Annotated in this window: 25 protein-coding genes; 21 read left to right on the top strand and 4 right to left on the bottom strand. The window is 72.6% G+C overall.

Features of this window, described 5'->3' with window-relative positions; genetic code table 11:
• The first annotated feature begins 21 nt into the window (after nt 1-21).
• The 9 genes from aztB (at nt 22) to BJ984_RS04975 (ending at nt 8588) form a co-directional block, all read left to right on the top strand.
• A complete protein-coding gene (aztB, locus tag BJ984_RS04935) occupies nt 22-1017 on the top strand; it encodes a zinc ABC transporter permease AztB (protein WP_179547078.1) in 996 nt (331 codons plus the stop codon).
• Nucleotides 1014-2309, top strand: coding sequence for a hypothetical protein (locus BJ984_RS04940; protein WP_179547079.1), 1296 nt, complete (start codon nt 1014-1016; stop codon nt 2307-2309). Before aztB ends, BJ984_RS04940 begins: the two co-directional genes overlap by 4 nt.
• A complete protein-coding gene (aztC, locus tag BJ984_RS04945) occupies nt 2309-3256 on the top strand; it encodes a zinc ABC transporter substrate-binding protein AztC (RefSeq protein WP_218869975.1) in 948 nt (315 codons plus the stop codon). The genes BJ984_RS04940 and aztC overlap by 1 nt, the downstream gene beginning before the upstream one ends.
• Nucleotides 3257-3313: 57 nt before the next feature.
• Entirely contained in the window at nt 3314-4543 is a 1230-nt protein-coding gene (aztD, locus tag BJ984_RS04950) for a zinc metallochaperone AztD (RefSeq protein ID WP_246306432.1), read from the top strand.
• 186 nt (nt 4544-4729) lie between these two features.
• Entirely contained in the window at nt 4730-5542 is an 813-nt protein-coding gene (locus BJ984_RS04955; RefSeq protein WP_179547081.1) for a polyprenol monophosphomannose synthase, read from the top strand.
• 90 nt (nt 5543-5632) lie between these two features.
• Nucleotides 5633-6589, top strand: coding sequence for an AraC family transcriptional regulator (locus tag BJ984_RS04960; protein ID WP_179547082.1), 957 nt, complete (start codon nt 5633-5635; stop codon nt 6587-6589).
• Nucleotides 6590-6701: 112 nt separating this feature from the next.
• Nucleotides 6702-7073, top strand: a complete 372-nt coding sequence (locus BJ984_RS04965) for a hypothetical protein (protein ID WP_179547083.1) — start codon at nt 6702-6704, stop codon at nt 7071-7073.
• Nucleotides 7074-7168: 95 nt separating this feature from the next.
• Complete coding sequence (locus BJ984_RS04970; protein WP_179547084.1) at nt 7169-8023, top strand: alpha/beta fold hydrolase; 855 nt, start codon at nt 7169-7171, stop codon at nt 8021-8023.
• A complete protein-coding gene (locus BJ984_RS04975; protein WP_179547085.1) occupies nt 8016-8588 on the top strand; it encodes a TetR/AcrR family transcriptional regulator in 573 nt (190 codons plus the stop codon). The genes BJ984_RS04970 and BJ984_RS04975 overlap by 8 nt, the downstream gene beginning before the upstream one ends.
• A gap of 21 nt (nt 8589-8609) precedes the next feature.
• On the opposite strand, the gene BJ984_RS04980 is transcribed toward BJ984_RS04975, so the two are convergent.
• The 3 genes from BJ984_RS04980 to BJ984_RS04990 are packed head-to-tail and all read right to left on the bottom strand — an operon-like array spanning nt 8610 to nt 11078.
• Nucleotides 8610-10025: an MFS transporter gene (locus BJ984_RS04980; RefSeq protein ID WP_179547086.1), complete on the bottom strand. Its 1416-nt coding sequence runs from the start codon at nt 10023-10025 to the stop codon at nt 8610-8612.
• Complete coding sequence (locus BJ984_RS04985; RefSeq protein ID WP_179547087.1) at nt 10022-10690, bottom strand: NAD(P)H-dependent oxidoreductase; 669 nt, start codon at nt 10688-10690, stop codon at nt 10022-10024. The genes BJ984_RS04980 and BJ984_RS04985 overlap by 4 nt, the downstream gene beginning before the upstream one ends.
• A gap of 40 nt (nt 10691-10730) precedes the next feature.
• Nucleotides 10731-11078, bottom strand: a complete 348-nt coding sequence (locus BJ984_RS04990; RefSeq protein WP_179547088.1) for an ArsR/SmtB family transcription factor — start codon at nt 11076-11078, stop codon at nt 10731-10733.
• A 175-nt stretch (nt 11079-11253) separates the two neighbouring features.
• Between BJ984_RS04990 and BJ984_RS04995 the strand changes: the two genes are divergently transcribed.
• From BJ984_RS04995 to BJ984_RS05050, 12 genes are all read left to right on the top strand, one after another.
• Complete coding sequence (locus tag BJ984_RS04995; protein ID WP_179547089.1) at nt 11254-12081, top strand: ATP-binding cassette domain-containing protein; 828 nt, start codon at nt 11254-11256, stop codon at nt 12079-12081.
• Between the two features lie 70 nt (nt 12082-12151).
• Nucleotides 12152-13243 carry a sugar ABC transporter substrate-binding protein gene (locus tag BJ984_RS05000; RefSeq protein WP_179547090.1) on the top strand — a complete coding sequence of 364 codons (1092 nt, stop codon included), beginning with the start codon at nt 12152-12154 and terminating at the stop codon, nt 13241-13243.
• Between the two features lie 140 nt (nt 13244-13383).
• Nucleotides 13384-14313 (top strand): ABC transporter permease, encoded by a 930-nt coding sequence (locus tag BJ984_RS05005; RefSeq protein ID WP_179547091.1) that lies wholly within the window; start codon nt 13384-13386, stop codon nt 14311-14313.
• Nucleotides 14310-15320: an ABC transporter permease gene (locus BJ984_RS05010; RefSeq protein ID WP_179547092.1), complete on the top strand. Its 1011-nt coding sequence runs from the start codon at nt 14310-14312 to the stop codon at nt 15318-15320. Before BJ984_RS05005 ends, BJ984_RS05010 begins: the two co-directional genes overlap by 4 nt.
• Nucleotides 15317-16273 carry an aldo/keto reductase gene (locus tag BJ984_RS05015; protein ID WP_179547093.1) on the top strand — a complete coding sequence of 319 codons (957 nt, stop codon included), beginning with the start codon at nt 15317-15319 and terminating at the stop codon, nt 16271-16273. The genes BJ984_RS05010 and BJ984_RS05015 overlap by 4 nt, the downstream gene beginning before the upstream one ends.
• The gene (locus BJ984_RS05020) at nt 16266-16958 is read left to right on the top strand and encodes a ThuA domain-containing protein (RefSeq protein WP_179547094.1); all 693 of its coding nucleotides are present in this window, start codon (nt 16266-16268) and stop codon (nt 16956-16958) included. The genes BJ984_RS05015 and BJ984_RS05020 overlap by 8 nt, the downstream gene beginning before the upstream one ends.
• Nucleotides 16955-17470 carry a hypothetical protein gene (locus BJ984_RS05025; protein ID WP_179547095.1) on the top strand — a complete coding sequence of 172 codons (516 nt, stop codon included), beginning with the start codon at nt 16955-16957 and terminating at the stop codon, nt 17468-17470. Before BJ984_RS05020 ends, BJ984_RS05025 begins: the two co-directional genes overlap by 4 nt.
• Nucleotides 17463-18461: a LacI family DNA-binding transcriptional regulator gene (locus BJ984_RS05030; protein ID WP_179547096.1), complete on the top strand. Its 999-nt coding sequence runs from the start codon at nt 17463-17465 to the stop codon at nt 18459-18461. Before BJ984_RS05025 ends, BJ984_RS05030 begins: the two co-directional genes overlap by 8 nt.
• Before the next feature lie 59 nt (nt 18462-18520).
• The gene (locus BJ984_RS05035; RefSeq protein WP_179547097.1) at nt 18521-20569 is read left to right on the top strand and encodes a beta-galactosidase; all 2049 of its coding nucleotides are present in this window, start codon (nt 18521-18523) and stop codon (nt 20567-20569) included.
• Nucleotides 20566-21534, top strand: a complete 969-nt coding sequence (locus BJ984_RS05040; RefSeq protein ID WP_179547098.1) for an aldo/keto reductase — start codon at nt 20566-20568, stop codon at nt 21532-21534. The genes BJ984_RS05035 and BJ984_RS05040 overlap by 4 nt, the downstream gene beginning before the upstream one ends.
• Nucleotides 21524-22831 carry a multidrug effflux MFS transporter gene (locus tag BJ984_RS05045; protein WP_179547099.1) on the top strand — a complete coding sequence of 436 codons (1308 nt, stop codon included), beginning with the start codon at nt 21524-21526 and terminating at the stop codon, nt 22829-22831. The genes BJ984_RS05040 and BJ984_RS05045 overlap by 11 nt, the downstream gene beginning before the upstream one ends.
• Nucleotides 22828-23823 carry a prenyltransferase/squalene oxidase repeat-containing protein gene (locus BJ984_RS05050; protein ID WP_179547100.1) on the top strand — a complete coding sequence of 332 codons (996 nt, stop codon included), beginning with the start codon at nt 22828-22830 and terminating at the stop codon, nt 23821-23823. Before BJ984_RS05045 ends, BJ984_RS05050 begins: the two co-directional genes overlap by 4 nt.
• Before the next feature lie 45 nt (nt 23824-23868).
• Here BJ984_RS05050 and BJ984_RS05055 read toward each other — a convergent pair whose 3' ends face one another.
• Complete coding sequence (locus BJ984_RS05055; RefSeq protein WP_179547101.1) at nt 23869-24933, bottom strand: heparan-alpha-glucosaminide N-acetyltransferase domain-containing protein; 1065 nt, start codon at nt 24931-24933, stop codon at nt 23869-23871.
• Nucleotides 24934-24985: the final 52 nt, after the last annotated feature.

A 24985-nucleotide genomic window follows, 5' to 3' on the forward strand; every position in this document is an offset into this window, starting at 1 on the left:
TTAACGCTAGGGTCGGTGACCATGACCGAACTGCTCGAGCCCTTCGCCGCCGGCTTCCTGCTGCGTGCCCTCGTCGGCGGCGTGCTGGTGGCGGTGCTCTGCGGGGTAGTGGGCACGTGGGTCGTGATCCGCGGCATGGCCTTCCTCGGGGAGGCGATGGCGCACGGGGTGCTGCCCGGGGTGGCCGTCGCGACGCTCCTCGGTCTGCCGCCCGTCGTCGGGGCGGCGGTCAGCGCCTCCGTGATGACCGCCGGCATCGGGGTCGCGTCGCGGCGGGGGCGGCTGTCGGACGACACCGCCATCGGTCTGCTCTTCGTGGCCATGCTCAGCCTCGGCGTGATCGTCGTGTCGCGGTCGCGGTCGTTCGCCACCGACCTCACCGCCATCCTGTTCGGTGACGTGCTGGCCATCTCGTGGGGGGACATCGCCCTGCTGGCGGGCGCTCTGCTGCTGGCGCTGGGGGTGTGTGCGGTGTTCCATCGCTCGTTCGTGGCGGCGACCTTCGACGAGCGGATCGCCGCGACCCTGGGGCTCCGGCCGTGGATCGCGCGGCCGGTGCTCGTGGGGTTGGTGACGCTCGTCGTCGTGGCCTCGTACCAGGCCGTCGGGAGCCTGCTCGTGGTGGGACTGCTGCTCGGTCCGGCGGTCGCGGCGGGGCGGTGGGTGCGGAGCATCCCGGCGACCATGGCGCTCGCCGCGGCACTCGGCGCGCTCGCCGTGCTCGGGGGGCTGCTCGTCTCGTGGCACGCGGCCACCGCCGCGGGCGCCACGATCGCGGCGATGGCAGCGCTGCTGACGGCGCTGTCGGCGCTCGCCCGAGCGCTCCTCACGGCGACCACCGCCCGCCGCGCCACCCGCCGAACCGCCCGCCGCGCCTCGGGCCGCCGCACCGCTTCTGGCCGCGCCTTTGCTCCGGCCCGCGCCGCCGGTGGCGCCGTCGTCCCCACGACGGCCCCTGTTCCCACCCCCGGCCCCGTCCGCCTCGGCGGCTCAGTCAAGGAGACCGCAGAACTGTGAGCACCTCGTTCATCCCCATCCGCCGGAGTGCCGTCGTCGTCAGCGCCCTCCTCGCCGTCATCGGGCTGACGCTGGCGGGCTGCACCTCTCCGCCGAGCGCGACCGATCGCGCTCCGGCGTCGACGGCCGGCGACGGGCACGGGTTCGTGGCCGGTGCCGCCGAGATGCCCGAACCGCAGCTGCGCCTGATCACGCTCGGCGAGACCGGCCTGCAGGCGTTCGACCCGGCCACCGGCGACTCGGTCGCGCTCCTCGACGAGGCCCAGGGAGCGCTCTCGAGCGACGGCCGCTACGCCGTCGTCACGGAGCCCGACGGCCGCGCGACGGTCGTCGACACCGGCACCTGGACGGTGCCGCACGGCGACCACTCCCACTACTACCTCGCCGAGCCGCGCTCGCTGGGTCGCCTCGACGACAGGGCGGATGCGGGTCCCGCCCGACTGGCGTCGAGCACCACCCTGACCGCCGTGTCCCTCCCGGGTGCCGGCGACAGCTCTGCGGGGGAGGGCCTGGGGATCGTCCTGGATGGGGAGGCGCTCGCTGACGGCCGGCTCGAGGAGCGCGCGCGCATCCCGCTCGCCGCTGGGGGAGCCCTGCTCCCGCTGGAAGATCTGCTGGTCGGCCCGGCACCCGACTCGGAGAACGTGGAAGCGGGCGCGCTCGCGTCGTATTCCGCGGACGGCATACGGCTCGATGTCGAAGCCGACTGCGCTGCGCCCGCCGGCGCCGAGCTCACCCGGGTGGGAGCCGCGTTCAGCTGCGCCGACGGCGCCGTGCTCGCGACCGCCGAAACCGGGGGTGGCTCGATCCGCTTCGAGCGCATCCCCTACCCCGACGACATAGCAGACGGGGATCGCGCGATGTCCTTCGCCGGCCGCCCCGGTCGCCCCGACGTCGCGGCGGTGGCCGGAGGCCGTGGCGCCTGGCTGCTCGACACCCGCGATCGCCGCTGGACGCTGCTGCCGAGTCCCGCCCCGCTGCTCCGCGCGACCGCCGTGGGCGACGCCGACGGCACCGTGGTGGGCGTCGACGTCGAGGGCCGGATCGTCGTGCTCGACGCGCAGAGCGCAGGGGACGGGGCCGCACCCGCACGGAGCGAGCCCGTGCTCGCCGCCGAGATCGTCGACGGGCAGGTGCCGGCCGAGCTCGTGTTCGAGGTCGACGCCGACCGCGCCTACGTGAACGCGCCGTCGGCCGGCACGGTGCTCGAGATCGACTACCGCGACCGGGCGCGCATCGCCCGCACGCTCGACATCCCCGGCGGCGCAGCGGCCCTCGCGGAGGTGGGATGATGACCGCGACCCGCCCGGCCCGCGTCGCCGCGACGGCGGCGATCCTCGCGGCGCTCGCCGCCCTGACCGGCTGCACCGCCACCACCTCCATGGCCACCGACCCGCCGCCCGCCGGCCGCCCCGTCGTCGCCGTCACCACGACCATCCTCGGCGACGTCGTCACCGAGCTCGTCGGCGACCAGGCCGAGGTGCTCACCCTGATGCCGCCCGAGGCCGATCCGCACTCCTTCGAGATCTCGGCGACCGAGGCGGCGCGCCTGCGAGACGCCGCGCTCGTCGTCTCGAACGGTCTCGGCCTCGAGGAGGGGCTGCAGCACCACGTCGACGCCGCCGCCGAGGACGGCGTGCCCACCGTCGAGGCCGGCGAGCTCATCGACCCGCTCGACTACACCGACGGCGACGCCCGCGGCGAGCCCGACCCCCACTTCTGGACCGACCCCGCCCGCATGATCGACATCGTCGACGGCCTCGAGCCGACGCTGGCTGCTGCCGAGGGCATCGACCCGGCCCGCCTCGCCGCCGCCGCCGATCGCTACCGGGCCGAGCTGCAGGCGCTCGACGCCGAGATGATCGGCCGGTTCGAGGCGATCCCGTCCGCGCAGCGGGCGCTCGTGACGAACCACCACGTCTTCGGCTACCTCGCCGACCGCTACGGGTTCCGCGTGATCGGCGCGGTGATCCCGGGCGGCACCACCCTCGCGGCCCCGAGCGCGTCCGACCTGCAGGAGCTCGTCGACGCCATCCGCGAGGCCGGCGTCCCCACGATCTTCGCCGACGCCTCGCAGCCCGACCGGCTGGTGCAGGTGCTCGCCGAGGAGGCCGGCGTCGACGTCGACGTGGTCGCCCTGCACACCGAGTCCCTCTCGACCCCCGGCGGGGGAGCCGCCACCTACCTCGAGATGATGCGCTCGAACGCGCAGCTGATCGCCACCGGCCTGTCGCCCTGACCGGCCGACCCCGACCACAGGCCTGTCGCCCTGACCGGCCGACCCCGAAAGGAAACGATGAACACCAGAACCACCACGCATCGACGGATGATCGCCGCGATCGCTCTGACGACCACGACGCTGCTCGGCCTGTCCGCCTGCGCGAGCACCGCATCCGGAGACCCGGCCGGCGACGCCGGACCCGTCAGCCCGAACGCGGCCGCGTCGACCGGCCCGCGCATCGCCCTCACCTACGACGGCGGACTGCTCGTGCTCGACGGCACGAGCCTCGACACGCTCGCCGACATCGAGCTGGCCGGCTTCAACCGGGTGAACCCCGCGGGCGACGGCCGGAGCGTGATGGTCTCGACCACCGACGGTTTCCAGGTGCTCGACACCGGCGCCGGCAGCAGCGACGGGCCCGAGCTCACCGACCTCGTCTTCGAGGCGCCTTCGCCGGGCCACGTCGTGCGCCACCACGGCCGCACCATGCTCTTCGCCGACGGCACGGGCGAGACCACGATCTTCGACTCCGCCGAGCTGCTCGCGAACGCCGGCGCGGGCCGGCTGCCCCAGACCGAGACGGTTCCCTCGCCCGAGGCGCACCACGGCGTCTCAATCGAGCTCGCCGACGGCACGCTGCTCACGACGATCGGCACTCCGGATGCCCGAACCGGCGTTCGAGCCCTCGATTCCGATCGCACCGAGACGGTCCGCAACGAGGAGTGCCCGTCGGTGCACGGCGAGGGAGCGGTGCGCGGCGAGGTCGCGGTGTTCGGCTGCAGCGACGGCGTGCTCGTCTACGACGACGGCGCCTTCACCAAGATCGCGGCACCCGACGCCTATGGCCGCACCGGCAACGCGTACGTCACCGAGACCTCTCAGATCATGGTCGGCGACTACGACGCCGATCCCGACGCCGAGGGCTACGTGCTCACCGCGCTGACGCTCGTCGACACCGAGGCGAAGTCGTCCCGGGTCGTGTCGCTGCCCGAGGGCGTCGGCTACACCTGGCGAGACGTCGCCCGCACCGCCGACGACGACGCGATCGTGCTCGGCACCGACGGGGCACTGCACGTCCTCGACGTCACGACGGGGGAGTTCGGCGCCTCGTTCCCGGTCATCGAGGCGTGGGAGGGCCCGGCGGAGTGGCAGGACGCGCATCCGGCCCTCGTCGTCGACGGCGGAACGGCCTACGTCACCGATCCCGCGACCTCGTCCATCCACGCGGTCGACGTGGCCACCGGCGAGGTGCTGGCGAGCAGCGAGCTCGCCGGCGTGCCGAACGAGATCGCCGTCACCGGCTGAGCCCGCGCCGCTGCTCCAGCCGCCCACCCTTGACCGGCACCCGGCCGTGCCCCGTCGCTGGGAGGCCGCTGGATGCCCGGCCGCAGTCTGCTGGAGGCCCGCCCCCATTCCGCCGCGAACGGGAGCGGGCCGCCGGCGTTCGCGGTTCCATGGACTCGACACGATGGCTTGAGGGAAGGCGCCGCGATGAACAGAGCCCTGGTGGTCATGCCGACCTACAACGAACTCGAGAACCTCGAGCCCATCGCCCGGCGGGTGCTCGCCACCGGCGCAGCCGACCTGCTGATCGTCGACGACAGCTCGCCCGACGGCACCGGTGAGCTCGCCGACCGGCTCGCGGCGGCCCACCCGGGCGCAGACGGCTCGAGCGCCGTTCACGTGCTGCACCGTGCCGGCAAGGAGGGCCTCGGCGTCGCGTACCTGGCGGGCTTCGCCTGGGCGCGCGAGCGCGGCTACGACGCGATCATCGAGATGGACGCCGACGGCTCCCACCAGCCCGAGGCCCTGCCCGAGATGCTCGCCCTGCTCGAACACTCCGACCTCGTGCTCGGCTCCCGCTGGGTGCCCGGCGGAGAGGTGCGCAACTGGCCGCTCAGCCGCAAGATGCTGAGCCGCGGCGGCAACCTCTACGCCCGGATCGCCCTGGGCATCGCGGTGAAGGACGCGACCGGCGGCTTCCGCGCGTACCGCACCACCGCGCTCGACACCATCGGCCTCGACGACGTCGCCTCGCACGGCTACTGCTTCCAGCTCGACCTGGTCTGGCGTGCGCTGCAGTCGGGCCTCCGCGTCACCGAGTTCCCCATCCTGTTCGTCGAGCGAACGCACGGCGAGTCCAAGATGAGCGGGTCGATCGTGCGCGAGTCGCTCGTGAAGGTCACGCAGTGGGGCCTCGACCGGCGGATGCGGTCGGCCCGCGAGGTCGTGCTGCACGGTCACCGGCTCCCGTCGGTGCGCGCCGGCTCGAGCGTCGCGGGCGCCGGCCTGGCCCGCCTCTAGCCCGAGCGCCGCCGCCGGGCCCGCCTCCCGCCCGAGCGCCGCCGCCGGGCCCGCTGGGAGCCGGACGACGTCTGTGTGAGAATTCGGGGGATGGACGGTGAACCGAGCGCACTGATCCGGACCGAGTCGTCCGGCACGGAGCTCGACGATGCCCGCGCGATGTACCAGGACGGCTACAACGGCTCGGGCTTCCGCGCCGAGCTGAGCGACGAGGAGTTCTCGTACCGCTACACGGTGGCCGGCGGCCCCGACATGACGCTGCGCTCCTCGACCTACCTCGGCACCATCACCGGCACGATCCAGCCCGAGAACGCCTACATCGTCTCGTGGCTGCTCGGCGGCCGCGGCACGATGGACGTCGGTCACGACGAGGTGTCGCTGGTGCACGGCGTGCCCGCGATGTTCCCGACGGGCAAGCCGTACGCCTTCGACTTCGCCGACTACCGGCAGAACCTCGTGCACTTCGACGCCGGCTTCCTCGAGCGGGTGGCGGCCGAGCACGAGGGGCTGCTCCCGGGGCCCATCCACTTCGCCTCGGGGGTGCTGCCGGCTCCGGATGCGCTGCGGCGGTGGAACGCCAGCGTCGACGAGGCGGCCCGGCTGATCATCCGGGGCGAACCGACCCCGCTGCAGCTGGCCGAGATCGACCGGCGCACCGCCGTCGCCCTGCTGGACGCGTTCGCGCATGAGGGCAGCGGCATGCCGACGGTGCTGCTGGCGCCCCGCAACGTGCGGCTGCGGCGGGCGGTCGAGCGGATGCACGCGAGCGCCCATCTGCCCATCGCACCGTTCGAGGTGGCCGAGGAGGTCGGGCTGACACCGCGCGGACTTCAGCAGGCGTTCGCCCGGCAGCTCGGAGTCACGCCGACCGAGTACCTGCGGGCCATCCGCCTGGATCGCGTGCAGGCCGAGCTGCAGCAGCTCGGCCCCGACGAGACCACGGTCGCACAGGTGGCGGCGCGCTGGGGCTTCACGCATGCCGGACGCTTCTCGCGCTCCTACGCGGCGCGCTTCGGCGAGTACCCCCGCACCACCCTGCTGCGCTGAGCTCCCCGACCGCTGTTCGTTCTGCGGACACGACGGGTGCGTTTTGTGGACAGAAGGAGCATTCTCCCAGCCCGCATCCACTCGAATGGATCCACCGACCCGAGGAGGTGCCGTGCCGTTCCGCACGCAGGAGATCCTGACGCAGTGGCTCGAGGACTTCCTCGCCGCCGGCCGAGCGATCGAGGGCACCGTGGAGGTGCTCCGCCAGGACGGCGCCGACGGGGCCGACACCGGTCTCGTGGTGATCGAGCTGGCGAACGCGCCCACCACCCTCTACCTCGAGCCGGTCGCGCCCGGCGACCCGCGCTGGTCGATCACCTTCCTCGCCCGCGACGTCGACGCGGCCCGGTCGCCCGACCGCGTCTCCGCCCTGGCGGCCGAGCTCGCCGTGATCGCGGAGCTCTGCCGGCACCTCGAGGCGCTCTCGGCCTCATGGGACGCCCCCGACCTCCGCCCGAGCGGCGGCCGCCCGGCCCTCCTCTGACCCGCCCTCGGACGACGATGCTTGACAGGCCTGGCTAATGGGATTAGCTTTGGGCTAACAACATTAGCCAGAGCATCCATCGCCGGGAGGCAGCCATGACCGAGTACCTCACCCTCGACGAGGGCGCCATCGCGTACGACCTCAGCGGAACGGGCCCGCTCGTCGTGCTCGCCCACGGCATGGGCGACAGCCGCCACTCGTACCGCTTCGTGGTGCCCGCCCTCGTCGCCGCCGGCTACCGGGTCGCGAACGTCGACCTCCGTGGCTGCGGCGAGTCGAGCACCGGTTGGGCCGGCTACAGCCGCACCGACATCGCCGGCGACCTCGTCGCCCTCGTCCGCCACCTCGGCGGCCCCGCCGTGATCGTGGGCCAGTCGATCAGCGGGGGAGCGGCGACCATCGCCGCGGCCACCGCGCCCGAGCTGATCGTCGGGCTCGCCGAGCTCGCGCCGTTCACCCGCGCGCAGTCGGTCGACCTCGGCGGCCTCCTCCGAAATAGGAACCACCGCGCGGGCACGGTGCAGCTCGCCAAGGTCATGATGACCGGCAGCCTGAAGGCCTGGCTCGCCTACCTCGAGCTCGCGATCCCCACGAAGCCCGCCGACTGGGCCGCGGAGCGTGCGCGTATCGAGACGTCCCTCGGCCAGCCGGAGCGGATGGCCGTCCTCAAGGCCATGACGAAGACCACCCCGGCCGACGCCGGCGCCCAGCTCGCGAACGTGCGCTGCCGCGTGCTCGTGATCGAGGGTGGGGCCGACCCCGACTGGGCCCGTCCCGAGGAGGAGGGTCAGCGCATCCTGGCCGACCTGCCCACCGGGCTCGGCGAGCTCGCGGTGATCGACGGTGCCGGGCACTACCCGCACACCGAGACCCCCGACGCCGTGGTCGCGCTGCTGCTGCCCTTCCTCGCCGCGACGCTCAGCCCCGCCACCCTGGGCGACCGTGCCTAGGGCCGGTCTCGACGCCGCCAGCGTCACCGAGGCGGCGGCCGACCTGGCCGACGAGCTCGGGCTGGGGCAGCTCAGCATGAGCCTCGTCGCCGAGCGCCTCGGCGTGAAGACCCCTTCGCTGTACAAGCACGTCGACGGCCTGGCCTCGTTGACGCATCGCATCGCGGTGCTCGGCGCCACCGAGGTGGGCGACCGCCTTCGCGACGCGATGCAGGGCGTCTCGGGAGGGGAGGCGCTCACAGCGGCCGCGCAGGCGCTCCGCCGCTTCGTGAAGGAGCATCCGGGGCGCTATGCGGCCACCACCGGAGCCCGGCCGGCCGGCCCCGACGACCCCCTGGCGCCGGCCCTCGGCCGCACCCTCACATCGCTCGAGGCGGTGCTGCGCGGCTACGGTCTCGACGACGCCGACCGCATCCACGCGCTCCGGATGCTCCGCAGCGTGCTGCACGGCTTCGCCACCCTCGAGGCGGCCGACGGCTTCCAGATCGACACCGACGTCGACGACAGCTTCCTCTGGCTGATCGACTTCGTCGATGGAGGGCTGCGCGCCCGCGCCTCGTCCTGACAGCCCTCCCGACCGCCCGGTTCAGCGGCGTCGCCGCAGGAACACCGCCACGAGGATCGCGGTCGCCACGGCGATCGCCGCGTTCACCCCGATGGCGCTCCGGATGCCCGGCAGCAGCGTCGCGCCGGCGAACGCCGTGACGATCGCCGCCATGACCGGCGTGCCGAGCGCGATGCCGACCTGCTGGCTCAGGGTGATCAGCCCCGTGGCGAGCCCCTGCTCACCGGCGGGCACGCCGGCCGTCGAGGAGACGGTGAAGGCGACGATCGCGACGAGGTTCGCGACGCCGCCGACGAACACCGCGGCGAGCAGCGGCACGATCCAGCCGGGGGAGTCCGTGACGAACGCGAGCGGCAGCGTGGCGGCGGCTTGCACGAGGAGCCCGGCGACGATCGCCGTCCGGGCGGAGGTGCGGCCGATGATCCGCGGGGCGATCAGCCCGCCCACGACCGTCCCGACGCCGAGCCAGGCGAAGATCAGGCCCGTCGTGATGGCGCCGTAGTCGAGCACCTCCTGCAGGTAGAGAGTCAGCGGGAACACCATCGAGGTCCAGGTCGCGAACGCGACGAGCCCGGCGAGGTTGCCCCAGGCGATGTTCGGGCGGCGCAGGAGGGCCGGGGCGACCAGCGGCTCGGCCACCCGCGACTCGATGCGGAGGAACACCGCGATCAGCACGGCCGCGACGAGCACGGCACCCCAGGCGAAGGGATCGCCCCATCCCTTCTGCCCGGCCGTCGTGATGCCGGAGACCAGGCTGACGAGGGCGAGGGTGACGGTGACCGCGCCGGGGGCGTCGAGCCGGGGGCGCCGCCCGGCCCTCGTCTCCGTCAGCACGAACGGCGCGACGATCAGCACCGCGACGGCGACCACGACGTTGACGTAGAAGGCCCACCGCCAGGAGACGGTGCCCGTGAGGAGCCCGCCGAGCGCGGCACCGATCGTGAACCCGGCTGCCATCAGCGCACCCGAGAGACCGAGCACGCGGGAGCGGGCGGGGCCTTCGGGGAACATGGTCGTCAGCAGGGCCAGCGCCGCCGGGGTGACCATCGCGGTCGCGAGCCCCTGACCGACGCGGGCACCGAGAAGGGTCGCCGGATCCGCCGCGAGGCCCGCGACCAGGGAGGAGGCGCCGAGCAGTGCGATCCCGATCAGGAACAGGCGCCGACGGCCGACGAGGTCGGCCACCCGGCCGAAGAACAGCGTGAACCCGGCGGCGCAGAGCGCGAACGCGGTCACGATCCACTGCAGCTCGGCCGTGCCGAACCCGAGGTCGGCGCCGATGCGGGGGAGGGCGACGCCGAGGATGGAGAAGTCGACGGCCAGCGTGAAGTTCGCGGTCAGCAGCACGATCACGGCTGCGCGCATCCGCACCGGCGGTCGCTCGCGGCCGGAGGACGCCGGGACGGTGACCGAGGTGGCCCGGTCCGCGGGCGTCATCGCGTCACCTCGAGGGCCGGGAGGTGGAAGGCCACCTCCACCGCGAGCAGACCGGCAGCCCGCTCCGCGTCGTCCAGGTGGGCCGGCCCGTAGGTGATGACCGGCTCGAGCACCTCGTAGCCGACGAACTCGAGCATCCCGCGGTGGATGTGGAACAGGAAGCGGTCGATGTCACCGAACGCTCCGTCGGGGGCGAATGCCTCGGCCGGCCCGCCCGTGGTGGTGAGCACGACGGCACGCCGTCCGGCGAGCCGGGCGGTCTCGAACAGGCCGGCGTCACCGCCGGCGACGCCGCCCATCACGAACACCCGGTCCAGCCAGCCCTTGAGGATGGCCGGCACCGAGAACCACCAGAGCGGGAAGGACAGCACGAGCAGGTCTGCGGCCAGCACCCGGTCGAGATCGGCCCGCACCTCCTCGGCGAGGGTGCCCTCCCGCACGGCGGCCCACTGTTCACGCTGGGGTTTGAACGGCCCGTCGACCGGCGCGAATTCGCCTCGGTCGAGCACCGGGTCCCAGCCCCGGGCGTACAGGTCGAGGAGCTCGACGACCCAGCCGTCGGCCTCCAGGGTCCGGCGCGCTCGATGCGCCTGGGCGGTGCTGAACGAGGAGGGCTCGGGATGAGCGTGCACGATCAGCGCGGTCGGAGGAGTGGTGTCAGTCACCCCGACAACATATCGTTAAAACGCGATGCGTTGATATGTACTAGATCGAGCCCGACCCGGCGGCACCGGTGACGGCGTCACCGACCTGCTTCATCCGCTCCTCGTCGAGCCGATAGTGGGTGTACTTCCCCACCCGGGTCGGATGCACGAGGCCCGCGCGCTCCAGCGTCGCCATGTACGACGAGACGGTGGACTGCGCGAGGCCGCTCTTGGCCTGGATGTGGCTGACGCAGGCGCCCACCTCGGCGCGGTCGGCGATCGGGTCGTAGTCGGCGAACGCGGCCTCGGGGTCGCGCAGCCAGCCGACGATCTCCAGGCGCACCGGATTCGACAGCGCCTTCAGCGCGTCGACCAGCGCCTCGGCCGGAATCGGCACTCCATCCACCATGTCACCCGCCTCTTTCCCATCTACGGATCACTCTATGTCGATGGGTGGAGCGAAATGACGACGGGCGGATCGAGCAGGTTCGAATCGGCGTCTTGACACGCTCCGAAGCGTGTGGCAGTTTTACCTAGAACGTTTCAGATGAAACGTTTCAGATCACGAACGACGAGGTTCATCGATGGTTCCCTCCGCACCCGGAACGCAGCCGGCCACCCCCGACGTGGCCCTTCAGGCCAGCAGCATCTCCCGCCGCTACGGCGCCGTCGTCGCTCTCGCCGACGCGTCGATGACACTGCGCCGCGGCGAGGTCATGGGCCTCGTCGGCGACAACGGCGCGGGCAAGTCGACCTTCCTCAAGGTGCTCTCGGGCGCCGTCGTCCCTGACGGCGGGGAGATGGTGGTGGGTGGCTCGCCCGTGAGCTTCCGCCGCCCCTCCGACGCGCTCGAGGCGGGAATCGAGACCGTCTACCAGGACCTCGCCCTCGTCGACACCATGTCGGCCGTGCAGAACGTCTACCTCGGCCGCGAGGAGCTCTCGAAGAACCCCTTCCTGCGCCTGCTCAACGTCGTGAACGACGGCGGCATGCGCAAGCGCTCGCGGGAGGTGCTCTCCGAGCTCGGCGTCGGAATCCAGTCGGTCAACGTCTCGGTGAAGGGCATGTCGGGCGGTCAGCGCCAGTGCCTCGCCATCGCCCGGGCGCTGCTCTGGGGTCGCCAGATCGTCATCCTCGACGAGCCGACCGCCGCCCTGGGCGTGCGGGAGTCGGCCCAGGTGCTCGAGCTGATCGGCCGCCTCCGCGACCACGGCGTCAGCGTCATCCTGGTCAGCCACAACATGCAGCAGCTCGTCCAGGTCGCCGACCGGGTGACCGTGATGCGCCTCGGCCGCACCATCGCCACCCGTGACGTCGCCGACGTCACCCCCGAGGGCATCGTGGGCCTGATCACCGGCGCCGTGCCGGCCGACGTCGCCACCCCCGAGGACACCTCGTCCGTCGTCCACTGACGGTCCCCCCCAGCCACCACCGCGCACCACCCCTGCAATCCCTACCCATCTCACTGAGGAGAACACTGCAATGACGCACTTCACCCGCGGGCGCCTCGCCCGATTCGGACTGGTCGGCGTGGCCGCCGCCGGTCTCCTGCTCACCGGCTGCAGCACGGTCGGCAGCACCTCCGACGCCGGCTCGACCGGCGCCGCCGACGACGGCACCTTCACCGTCGGCTTCGCCGTGGGCGGCCAGCCCGACGCCGACTGGCAGGACCTCCAGGGCGACGTCGCCGAGGGCCTCGCGAAGCAGCGCGGCTGGGACTTCGTCGAGCTGAGCAACGACAACAGCGAGGCGACGGCCACCAAGAACGCCGACATCTTCATCCAGAAGGGCGTCGACGTCGTGATGATGTTCAACGGGCAGCCCTCGGCCAACCCGGTCATCGCCAAGAAGTACGAGGCGGCGGGCATCCCGGTCGTCACCTTCGACATCGCCCAGCCCGGCTGGTACTTCGTCGGCGTCGACAACGCGGCCGCCGGCACCGACGGCGGCACCCGACTCGGCGAGCTCGCGAAGGAGAAGTGGGACTGCAAGGTCGACCTGGTCATCTCGGCCGAGGGCACCGCCGCCGGCCAGATCAACACCTGGCGCACCGGCAACGCCCGCGACGCCGTCAAGGAGACCTGCCCCGACATCCCCGAGGGCAACTACGTCTCCTACGAGGCCGACGGCAACCTCACCACCTCGCTCGCGAACGCCCCCGGCATCTTCGCCGCCCACCCCGACGCGAAGAACATCCTCGTCGTCGGCCTGAACGACCAGGCCGTGGTCGGCGCCCTCCAGGCCGCCACCCAGCTGGGCCGCGACGGCTCGATCATGGGCTGGGGCCAGGACGGCGGGCTCATCACCGGGCCGAACGTCGACCCGAACCTCGTCGGCAGCGTGATGTACTTCCTCGAGGGCTACCCGGCCGGTGCCTTCGAGATCGCCGACGAGATCGCCGCCGGCAACGCCCCGGCCGTGAAGGACACGGGCGATGACGCAGCCGTCAGCGTGCAGCCCTGCGCCGTCACCGCGGACGAGGCGGCGGAGATCCCCTCCATCGACCAGCGCGTCTCCGAGCTCGCCGACGCCCCCAAGGGGACGACGGAGTACGACCTCTACTGCAAGTCCTGATCACCTCACGGTGACCCCCTGCCCGGATCAGCCCTGAACGGTACTGGAACATGACCACGTCACTCATCACCCCGGCCGATCCGGCCGCACCCCGGAGTCCGGGCGGCCCCAACCGCCGCCCGGACTCCCGGGGGCTCCCCGTGAGCGCTCGCGACGCCCTCAGCATCGCGGGCGTCTGGATCACCCTCATCATCGCCACCGCGATCGTGCGGCCCGACTTCCTCTCGACGCAGTCCCTCCTCGCGGTGACCTTCACGATGTCGATCTCCGGCATCCTCGCGGTGTCGCAGGCCATCATCGTCATCTCGGGCGGACTGCTCGACCTGAGCCTGCCGGTCTCGCTCATCCTCAGCGCCTGGGCGACGGTCACGGCACTGAACAACGGCCTGCCGACGCCGGTCGCCGTGCTGATCGGCATCGTCACCGGCATGGCCTGGGGCCTGATCAACGCGCTGATCGTGGTGTTCGGCAAGCTGAACCCGATCATCGTCACCCTCGCCACCGGATTCGGCGGCCTGGCCGTGATGCTCATCTTCTTCAAGTCCGCCCAGATCCCGGCGGCGTCGGACCTGCGGCTCTACGGCCTCGGCCGCTTCCTCGGCCTGCCGAACGTGTTCTGGCCGATGGTGATCGTGATCCTGCTGGGCGGACTGGCCTTCGCCTACACCCGCTGGGGTCGCCGCCTGATCGCGGTGGGCGGCAACGCGTCGGCCGCCAAGGCACGCGGCATCGACCTGCGCCGCATGCGCTTCGCCAGCTTCATCGGCGCCGGCGCCGTGGCGGGGCTCGCCGGGGTGATGTTCTCGGCGGTCACGCCCAGCTTCACGCCGGCCGCCGGGGCGGGCTTCCAGCTGATCGTCATCGGCGCGGTCATCCTCGCCGGCATCAGCCTCTCGGGCGGCAAGGGCAACCTGCTCGTGCTCCTGCTCTCGGTCGGCTTCTTCGCCACCATCCCCACCTCCATCGCCTTCTTCGGGCTCGCCCCCGCCTGGGCGCTCGTGTTCCAGGGGGCGCTGCTGATCATCGCCGTCGGGATCGACGGCTACCGACTGAAAAGGACGGCGCGATGACCGCCACCGCCACCCCACCGGCCACCCTCTTCGACGACCCGGTGCTCCCCGCGCACCGCCGCATCCTGAACTCCTTCCGCGGGCCGGTGGGCAGCATCAGCGCCACCCTCGTGGTGACCCTCCTGGTCGGCCTCGTCTGGGTCGGGCCGAGCTTCTTCTCGCCCTCGAACATCCAGATCGTGGGCGTCAGCGTCGCGATCCCCCTGATCGTCGGCGTGATGGCCTCGTTCGCCCTGCTGGCCGGCGTGGTCGACCTCTCCATCGGATCGATGGTCGGCTTCGGCGCCGTGATCTTCAACCAGCTCGTCGCCGCCGGGCTCGACCCGTGGCTCGTCGCCCTGATCACCGTGGTGGTGGGCGTCGTGGTGGGCCTCACCAACGCCTTCGTGATCGTGCGTTTCGGCGCCGAGCCGCTGGCGGTCACGCTGGGCATGCTGACGCTGCTCCGCGGTCTCTCCCAGGTGATCGTGGTGAGCGCGCCCCCGTCGACCCTGATCGAGCCGCTCTACAACGTCACCCAGGGCGCCATCGCCGGCTTCCCGACGCTGCTGCTGATCGGTATCGGCGTGACCCTGATCGCCGCCGGGATCGTCTCGAAGACCCGGGTCGGCCGCAAGGTGCAGGCCGTGGGCGGCGACGACCGGGCCGCGAGCCGGGCCGGCATCTCGGTGCCGAAGGTTCGGGTTATCGCGCTCGTGGTCAGCTCGGTCGGGGCGGCGATCGGCGGCATCCTCTACGTGGGGCAGCTGGGCTCGGCGTCGAACGTGCTGGGCACCGGACTGGAGTTCCAGATCTACGCGGCCCTGATGATCGGCGGCTACTCGATCACCCGGGGAGGGGTGGGCAACCCGATCGGGGCGCTGCTCGGCCTCCTCGTCGTGGCCGGGATCACGAACATCCTGAACGTCACCTTCACCGACCCGAACTACCTCGACCTGATCACGGCGCTGATCCTGCTGGCCGCCGTGCTGGTCGACCGGTTCCGCGGGGGTGACTCGTTCGAATGAGCGTCGCCACCGTTCCCACCGCCGTACTCGGCCGCACCGGTCTCGAGGTGTCGTCGCTCTGCGTGGGCACCGCCGCGTGGGGCGTCAGCTCGCCCGTGCACGGTGTCACGGTGTCGACCGACGACGCCGTCGCCACCGCTCTGCACGCCTTCGGCGGACCCGTCACCTTCCTCGACACGTCGAACAACTACGGCGACGGGGAGGCCGAGCGCCGGGTCGGCCTCGCCATCGCGCGGGCCGGAGGGGTGCCCGAGGGCTTCGTCGTGCAGACCAAGCTCGACCGCGATCCGGTCACCGGCTCGTTCGATGCCGAGCGGATGCGCGCTTCGCTCGCCGAGAGCCTCGAACGCCTGGGGCTCCCGAGCGTTCCGGTGCTCTACCTGCACGACCCGGAGCACATCGGTTTCGAGGCCGCGATGGCCGACGGTGGACCGGTGGAGACGCTCCGGCGACTGCGCGACGAGGGCTTCGCCGAGCACATCGGCATCTCGGGCGGGCCGGCCTCGATGCTGCTGAGCTTCGTGGAGACGGGGCTGTTCGACACCGTCATCACCCACAACCGCTTCACCCTGGTCGATCGCACCGCCGACGAGCTGCTCACCGCGGCCCACGAGGCAGGTCTCGGCGTGCTCAACGCCGCCGTCTACGGCGGGGGGCTGCTGGCGCAGTATCCCCGAGTCTCCGACCGCTACCACTACGCGGCCGCGCCGGCCGAACTCCTCGACGCCGTCGACGCGATGGGCGCCGCCTGCGCGCGGCACGACGTGCCGCTGCTCGCCGCGGCGCTGCAGTTCTCCACCCGCGACCCCCGCGTCACGTCCACCGTCTGCGGAGTGGTGACGCCGCAGCAGCTCGACGACGCCGTCTCGAGCATCTCGCTCGAGATCCCGGATGCGCTCTGGGAGGAGCTCGAGAGCCTCCGCCCCGGCCGCTCGAACTGGATCGATGACTGACGCGGCGACGACCACGGCCACCGGCCGGCCGCTCGCCGTCGTCGTGCTGGTCGGGGAGGCGGAGCACGGCGACCCCTGGCACGCCCTCGACCAGACGGGGCGGCGGGCGGCCGAGGTCATCGCCGACGAGCTCGGCCAGGCGGTGTCGGTGCGCCTCGCCCGCACCTCCGACGACGCGGAGACCCTGCTCGACGGAGCAGACGTCGCGGTGCTGGACGTCAGCGGCGACCTCGCGGAACCCGAGACCGACTCGTCCGCGCTGGTCGACGCCCTGAGCGCGCACCTCTCCGCCGGCCGCGGTCTCCTGGCCCTGCACAGCTCGGCGATCGCGTTCCGCGACGATCCGCGCTGGGCGGCGCTCCTCGGCGGTCGCTGGGTGCCCGGGGTGACCATGCATCCGCAGATCGGCCACGCGCTGGTGCAGACCTCAGGCGTCGTCGGTGCTCCGCCAGAGAGCGACTTCGTGCTCTACGACGAGCGGTACACCCACCTCGAGACGGACGAGGGGGTGGAGGTGCTGGCGTTCCACACCGAGGACGGCATCGCGCATCCGCTGGTCTGGCGCGCCGAGGCACCCGGCCGGGGGCGGGTCGCCTACGACGCTCTGGGTCACGGCGTGGAGTCGTTCGACTCCGCCAAGCACCGGGCCCTGCTCGCCGCCCTGGTGCGTTGGGTCGCCTCGTGAGGGCGATGTGGCGCGGGCTCCAGCTGGACGCCGTGGACTACGAGATCGTGCGTCTCTCGGCGAGTGCTGGGCGGCCGGATGCCGTCGCCTTCGCCGATGCGCACCACGTGACCAGCCCCAGCTGGCGCCTGGTCAGCGGGTACTTGTCGTTCGAGGTGCAGCCCGAGGACGGCTCACCGCGCGCGGGTGACCAGCTGGTCGTGCGCAGTCATGGTCACCTCGTCGCCCGCGTGCGCCGCATCGCCGAGGGAGGCCGCACGGCCGAGGGAGCCGGCGTGCGGATCGAGTTCGAGCACGATCCGATCACCGGCCCCGACGGCGTAAGGTCCGAGGGAGGCATCGCGATCGTGCCCGACGAGGGTTCTCGGGTCGTCGTCGAGGGTCGCGTGGCCGAGCTGCGGGGCGGGCCGCAGTGGGGCGCGGCGCTCGTGCACGGGCCCGCCGAGATCAAGCTGGACAACCGCATCCGGTTGCTGCGCAGCCTGGAGCGAGTGGGGGGTCGACATGGATGAGGTGGGGATCCGCGACGTCGCGGCTCTCGCCGGGGTCTCGGTGAGCACGGTGTCGAATGCGCTGAACCGGCCGGAACTGGTCTCGCGGAAGGCCGCGACGCGGGTGGCGGAGGCGATCGCCGAGCTCGACTACGTGCCGAACGTCGCCGCCCGGCAGCTGCGCGCCGGTCGCAGCAACGCGATCGGGATGGCCGTGCTCAACATCACCAACCCGTTCTTCTCCGACGTCGTGCTCGGCGCGGAGGAGGTGGCCGAGGAGGCCGGCTACTCGGTGATCGTCGGCAACAGCTACGACTCCGTCGACCGCGAGGCGCGCTACCTCAGCCTGTTCGAGCAGCAGCGCCTCGACGGCGTGCTGATCGCACCCGTCGGCGAGTCGATCGAGATGCTCGACCGCTTCCGTCGTCGCGGAGTGCCCGTGGTGCTGATCGACCGGGTCGACACGAGCGGGGTGCTGCCCTCGATCTCGCTCGACGACGTGCTCGGCGGGAGGCTGGCGGCGAAGCTGCTGGTGGAGGGGGGCGCCCGGCACCTCGCCTTCATCGGCGGGCCGCTGCGGGTGCCGCAGATGCGCGAGCGGCTGAGGGGCTGCCGCGAGATCGTCGAGGCCGCCGGCGCCCGTTTCACGTTCATCGAGACCAGCACCCTGAACCCGCAGCTCGGTCGCGAGATCGGCGACCGCCTCTCCGCGCTGCCGTCAGGGGAGCGCCCCGACGGCATCTTCGCCGGCAACGACCACGTGGCCCTCGGCGTGCTGCAGAGCCTGATCAGTCACGGAATCTCGGTGCCGGGCGAGGTCTCCATCGTCGGGTACGACGACATCGACTTCGCCTCGGCGGCGGTCGTCCCGCTCACCACCGTGCGGCAGCCGAGCCACGACATGGGCGGCAACGCGGCCCGGCTGCTGCTGGGTCAACTCACCGACCGGCACGACCCGGGGCTGCGCATCCGCTTCGACCCGGTGCTCGTGACGCGCCAGACGACACGCTGACCCGGCCGCGGCTCCCACCGCACCACCGACCGACACCACGACAGGAAGACGACACACACATGCACTACGGCGGCGACTACAACCCGGAGCAGTGGGACGAGGCCACCTGGCTCGACGACGCACGATTGATGCGCGAGGCCGGGGTGAACCTGGTCAGCCTCGGCATCTTCGCCTGGTCGCGCATCCAGCCCGACGAGGAGACCTTCGACTTCGACTGGCTCGACCGGGTGATCGACCTGCTGCACGAGAACGGCGTCTCGGTCGACCTCGCCACCGCCACCGCATCGCCGCCCGCGTGGGCCGCGGCGCGCTACCCCGGCATCCTGCCCCAGGACGAGAACGGCGCCACCTACTGGCCGGGCAGCCGCCAGGCCTACAGCCCGAGCTCGCCCGACTACCGGCGGCTGGCGGCGCGCCTGGTCACGGCCATCGCGGAGCGGTACCACGCGCATCCGGCCGTCGTGCTCTGGCACGTCAACAACGAGTACGGCTGCCACCTGCACTACGACTACTCCGACAACGCGGCCCGCCACTTCCGGCGCTGGCTGGAGCGCGAGTACGGCGACATCGAGACGCTCAACCGCATCTGGGGCACCGCGTTCTGGTCGCAGCACTACGGCTCGTTCGACGAGATCGTCCCGCCGCGGAAGGCGCCCTACAGCCACAATCCGACCGGACTGCTCGACTTCAAGCGCTTCACCTCCGACACGCTGCTCGAGCTGTTCACCATGGAGCGCGACATCATCAGGGCGAGCGGGGCGGCCCAGCCCGTGACGACCAACTTCATGGGGGCCTTCCCGCCGCTCGACTACGCGAAGTGGGCGGCCGAGGTCGACGTCGTCAGCGACGACAACTACTTCGACCCGAACGACCCGCTCTCCTTCCGGGGTGCGGCGTTCAGCCGCGACCTGATGCGGTCGCTGAAGCCCGGAGTGCCGTGGCTGCTGATGGAGCAGGCCACGAACTCGGTGAACTGGCGGCCCTCGAACGCCCCCAAGGCGCCCGGCCAGATGGCGGCCCTGTCGATGCAGGCGGTGGGTCGCGGAGCCGACGGCATCCTGTTCTTCCAGTGGCGGCAGTCGCGTCGCGGCAGCGAGAAGTTCCACTCCGCGATGGTGCCGCAGGCGGGCCTGGCGACGCGCACCTGGCGTGAGGTCACCGCCCTCGGTGCCACCCTGGCCGGCCTGCCCGCCCTGCCCTCCGGGGCCGAGGGGGGCAGCGGCGCCCGCGTCGCGCTCGTCTTCGACTGGCAGAACTGGTGGGCGATCTCGAGCCCCGACCACCCCGTGCGGCTCGACTGGCTCGCCCTGGTGCAGCGCTGGTACGCGGCCCTGCACCGCCAGAACATCGCCGTCGACCTGGTGCAGCCGACCGCCGACCTCTCGGCCTACTCGCTCGTGCTGCTGCCGCACGGCTACCTGTTGACGGAGGCGGCGGCCGGATCATTGACGGCGTTCGTCGAACGGGGCGGCCACCTGCTGGTCACCCCGTTCAGCGACATCGTCGACGAGCACGACGCCTTCCGCGAGGGCGGCTTCCAGGTGGGGCTGCGCGGGGTGCTCGGCGTCACCGTCGAGGACTTCGGTGCCCTCGTCCCGCCCGCAGCAGGGCCGGGGCAGAGCTCGGCCGGCGAGACGGCGGGCGGCGTCACGGCGCTCGCCCAGCCCGGGCAGGACCATGCCCTCGTCGACGCGCCGTTCGGCTCGTTCCGCGGCGAGTACGTCGCGGAGGAGCTGCAGCTGCTGGCCGACGACGTCACCGTCGAGGCGCGCTTCTCGAGCGGGCGCACGGCGGGGCTGCCGGCGCTGACGACGCGGTCCTCCGGCGACGGGGCGGCCCACTACCTGGCGACCGTCCCCGATGACGAGGGGATGCTCGCGCTCACCCGCTGGGCCACCCGCGCCGCCGGGGTCGAACCGCTCCTGGCCACGCCGAGCGAATGGGTCGAGGTCGCCCGTCGCGGCGACGTGCTCACGCTGATCAACCATGGACCGGACACCGTGTCGATCGCGATCGCGGGCGTCGACGTCACCACCGGCGCCGCCGTCGACGGGGTCGAGCTGGGCCGCTACGACTGGGCCCTCATCCGCACGGAGGAGAACGCATGAAGTACACCCGGCTCGGCGACTCGGGCGCCCTCGTCAGCCGCATCGCCCTCGGCACGATGAACTTCGGCCCGGTGATCGGCGCCGAGGAGTCCTACGGCATCCTCGACCTCGCGGTCTCGCACGGCATCACCTTCATCGACACGGCCGACGTCTACGGCGGCGCGCCCTGGGGCGACGAGCCCGGCCAGAGCGAGAGGCTGCTCGGCGACTGGATGCGCGAGCGGGGCAACCGCGACGAGCTCGTCGTCGCCACCAAGGCCCAGGGCCGGATGGGGGCCGGGCCGAACGACCGAGGCCTCTCGGCGGTGCACATCAGGGCCGCCGTCGACGCCTCGCTGCGCCGGCTCGGCACCGACCGCATCGACCTCTTCCAGATGCACCACATCGAGCGGGAGGTGCCGCTGGACGAGGTGCTCGACGCGATGACCCTGCTGCGTCAGCAGGGCAAGATCCTCTACCTGGGCTCGTCGAACTTCGCCGGCTGGAACATCGCCCAGTACCGCGAGCACGCGGCCGCCCGGCAGCAGGTGCCGCTCGTCACCGAGCAGTCGGTCTACAACCTCGCCCAGCGCACCCTCGAGCTCGAGGTCGTGCCCGCGGCCGAGCACTACGGGATGGGCCTGCTGCCCTGGTCGCCGCTCGCCGGCGGGCAGCTCGGCGGCGTTCTGAAGAAGGCCGACCGCTCGCGCTCGAAGGACCTCTCGCACCTCGGCGGGCGGCGCCCGCAGATCGAGCGGTACGAGGCGTTCGCCGAGGCAGCCGGTCACGACCCGGCCGAGCTCGCCCTGGCCTGGCTGCTGCACCAGCCGGTGGTCACCGCGCCCATCGTCGGACCGCGCACGGCCGGGCAGCTCACCGGCGCGCTCGCAGCGCTCGAGCTCGAGCTCTCGGCCGAGGAGCTCGCGCAGCTCGACGAGATCTGGCCCGGTCCTGGAGGGCAGGCGCCGGAGGCGTATGCCTGGTAGCGCCCGCCGGCCGGCCGCCGCACCGGGCCGGCTGCCCGCGGTGTTCTTCGTCACGCTCGGTTTCATCCAGGCGATCTGGCCGCTGACGATGGACCTCTACCTGCCGTCGTTCCCGCAGATCGAGCGGGAACTGGCGACGGCGCCGTCACTGGTGCAGTTCACGCTCACCGGGGCGTTCATCGGCATGGCGGCCGGGCAGCTGGTCGCGGGGCCGCTGTCGGACCGGATCGGGCGCATCCGGCCGCTGCTCGCGGCGCTCGCCGTGTACACGGTCGCCAGCGTCGGCTGCGCCCTCGCCCCGAGTATCGAGGTGCTGATCGGGGTGCGGGTGGCGCAGGGGATCGGCGCGTCGGCGACGGCGGTGATCATCCTGGCCATCGTGCGCGACCGCGCCGAGGGCCCGGTGATGGTGAAGCTGCTCGCGCGGCTGCAGCTGATCAACGGCGTGTTCGTCGTGGCCTCGCCGGCCCTCGGGGCGCAGCTGCTCGGGGTGACCGACTGGCGCGGGCTGTTCTGGCTGCTCGTGGTGTACGGGGCGGTGATGCTCGTGGCGGCCGCGACGGTGCTCGGGCGGGGACTGCCGAGGCCCGCGACGGGGGCGAGGGCGGGTGCGACCGGTCGTGCCGAGATGGACGGGGGTGACACGGCTGCGACCGACACCGCTGCGACCGGAGCGCCGGCGGTGCCGGGGGCGCGGCTGATCGATGACTACCGGGCATTGCTCGGAGACCGCCGCTACCGGGCCGCCGTGGGAGCCGGTGCGCTGCAATGGGCGGCGATGATGAGCTACATGGCGTCGTCCGCCTTCCTGTTCCAAGGGGTCTTCGGGCTCGACGAGCTGCAGTACGCGATCGTCTTCGGCGGGCACGGGGCACTGATGATCGCCGGCGCCCAGATCAGCGCGAGGCTGGCCGGTCGCGTCGACATCACCGTGGTGGCGCGGGTCGGTGCCGTGGTGCTCTTCGGCACGGCGCTCGTGCTGCTGGCCGGTCAGCTCTGGCTGCCCGGGCTCGGGCTGCTGGTGTTCCTGCTGCCCCTGTTCGCCTTCACCACCACGTTCGGCGTCATCTCGCCCACGCTTCAGAGCACCGCGCTCGCCGACCACGGCAGCCGGGCCGGCGCGGCCGCCTCGCTGATCGGGGCCACGAACATGATCTCGGGGGCCGTCGCCTCACCGCTGGTGGGGCTGTTCGGGGTGGCCACGACGGTGCCGGCGGCGACCGTCATGACGATCGCGAGCGGGGCGTCGGCGCTCGTGCTCGTGCTGGGATTCCGGACGAGGAGGCGGTGGCGATGAGCACGATCGATCTGAGGGGCGTGGTCGAGGAGGCCGAGCGGGCCGTGGCCGCGCAGCGCCGAGGGGAGGGGTACGCGCGCTTCGCCGAGCGTGACGGCGGCAGCGACCGTGACGGGGGTCCCGACCTCTACGGCACGGCCGACGCCGTCGGGGTGTTCGCCACGCTGGGCCGGCTCGATCCCGACCCCGCGGTGCGCGATCGCCTGGCGGCCGCCGTCGTGGCGTTCCAGCAGCCCGACGGGCGCTTCGTCGACGACAGCCACGGAGTGCTGCACTCCACGGCCACCGCCGTCGGAGCCCTCCACCTGCTCGGACGCCCGGCCCCTCCGCCCGCCTTCCTCGAGCCCCTGTTCCAGCCGTCGGCCGTCGAGCCGTTCCTCGACGGCCTCGACTGGGCCGATCCCTGGCTCGCCTCGCACGACGCCGCGGGTCTTCTCGCGGTCGCCGTCATGACCGGCCTCGACCGGCCCGGCTTCGTCACCGCGTACCTCTCGTGGCTCGACGCGCACGTCGACCCCGCCACCGGTCTGTGGCCCCGCGGCGGAATCGGGCGCCTGGAGGAGTGGCCCGGCCTCTTCGGCAACCTCGGATGCTCGTTCCACCTGCACTTCCTGCTGCGGCACCTGGGCCGCCCCATCCCACACGCGCCCCAGGTGGTCGACACCTGCCTCGAGCTCGCGAGCGGCACCCGCGCGGTCTTCGACGCCGGGTCCTGGGGCTACCCGCAGCTGGACTGGGCCTACTCCCTCTCCCGGGCTTCCCGCCAGTCAGGCCATCGCGTCGCGGAGACGCAGGAGGCGCTCCGCGCGCTCGCCCGTGCGCTGCAGCACGACCTCGAGCACGACGGCGCTCCCTCGGTCACGGGCTCGCACGACCTGCACACCGTCGGCGCGGTGACCGCCCTGGTCGCCGAGCTCTCCGCCGCCCTCGGCGACGAGCTGCGCACGGGGGCCGACCTCACGCCGACCACCGATCTGAGGCCCTTCATCTGACACTGGCCGGGCGTGATTCAGACCTGGCCCGGCCTGACCGCTGCGTCAGGAGCCGGCCGGCTCGCGGGGCCGGGACAGCGCCGCGAGCGCCCGCTCGAGCGGCCCCTGCCCGAGGGTCGCCGTCCAGACGCTCGCGAACACCAGGCTGGCCGCGCTGAGCAGGGCGAACGGCAGCCAGGTGTCGGCGAGCGCTCCGCCCGAGCTCCGCCACACGGCCAGCGCCACGACGTGGGCGGTGTACACAGTGAGGGGCATCGCGCCCACGGCCTGCAGGGGCCACAGCACCGCTCCCGTCACCCGCCGCCAGCCGCTCGCCGATTCGGTGACCAGGAGCAGCGCTGCGATCAGCGCCACGGCGGCGCCGATCGCTCCGAGGTGCACGAGCAGCTCGGTCGAGAGGGGGCGCTCGCCGGGGCCGCCGGTCGCCCGCGGGGCCAGTGTCGCGAGGGCCAGCACTGCCCCGCCGCCGAGCAGCAGGAGCTGCGTGCTCCGGCGGCGCAGCGGGAACCGGGAGATCGCGAACCCGATGGTGAGGAAGCCGAACCAGAGCAGCAGCGGGTACTGTCCGATCGCCGCCCACTCGAACAGCTGGTTCAGCACCAGGTTCCGGGCGAGCTCGTCGCGGGCGGTGATCGGCAGGGCGGCGGCGAGGGCCGAGCCGGCGAAGACGGCCGCCGCGGCGCCGGCCAGCAGCAGCGGGGTGCGCACCCGCAGGACGGGCAGCGCGATCAGGAACAGCACGCCCCAGGTGTCGAGCACCACAGCCACCCCGGAGGCCATGGTCTGCAGCACGAGACCGAGGGCGATCAAGGCCACCCCGCGCACCGCGATCTCACGGCGGATCTCCCGGTCGGAGAGCCCGCGGCGGTCGGTGCTCGCGACGAACAGCCCGAGTGCGATCCCCCCGACGACGGCGAACAGCGTGCGCGGGCGCTCCCCGCCGCCCGCCACGGCGATCAGGTCGAGTGCGCCGGTCGGCAGCGTGGGCTGCACGTGCGCGACGAACATCGTCAGCACGGCGATGCCGCGGGCGATGTCCACGGCGGGGATGCGGTGGGCCGCCCGGGCGGGGAGGCGGCGTGCAGGCGCAGGGGCGGTGGAGGTCGTCACCCCTCCGATCCTCCGGGTGCCGGCCGGCCGGCACCCTCGCCCGCCCGGCGCC

Source organism: Herbiconiux flava (assembly GCF_013409865.1).
In the GTDB taxonomy this organism is placed as follows: Bacteria; Actinomycetota; Actinomycetes; order Actinomycetales; family Microbacteriaceae; genus Herbiconiux; species Herbiconiux flava.